At 49.8% G+C, this 243-nt stretch carries 3 tRNA genes; all 3 read left to right on the forward strand.

Annotated features, from left to right (window positions below):
* Nucleotides 1–6: 6 nt before the first annotated feature.
* The 3 genes from AC0C45_RS30280 to AC0C45_RS30290 all read left to right on the forward strand — a co-directional run bounded on the left by AC0C45_RS30280 (nucleotide 7) and on the right by AC0C45_RS30290 (nucleotide 242).
* Nucleotides 7–81 (forward strand) — tRNA-Gln (locus AC0C45_RS30280).
* A 4-nt stretch (nucleotides 82–85) separates the two neighbouring features.
* Nucleotides 86–158: transfer RNA gene (locus AC0C45_RS30285), tRNA-Lys, on the forward strand.
* Between the two features lie 9 nt (nucleotides 159–167).
* Nucleotides 168–242 (forward strand) — tRNA-Gly (locus tag AC0C45_RS30290).
* Nucleotide 243 lies beyond the last annotated feature (1 nt).

Raw genomic sequence — 243 nt, forward strand, 5'->3', positions numbered from 1 at the left:
TTTTATTGGGCTATCGCCAAGCGGTAAGGCAACGGATTTTGATTCCGTCATGCGTTGGTTCGAATCCAGCTAGCCCAGCCATAGAGAGCCATTAGCTCAGTTGGTAGAGCATCTGACTTTTAATCAGAGGGTCGAAGGTTCGAGTCCTTCATGGCTCATTTTAATAAGCGGAAGTAGTTCAGTGGTAGAACACCACCTTGCCAAGGTGGGGGTCGCGAGTTCGAACCTCGTCTTCCGCTCCAT

The sequence above is a fragment of the Priestia sp. VA7 genome (assembly GCF_055710015.1).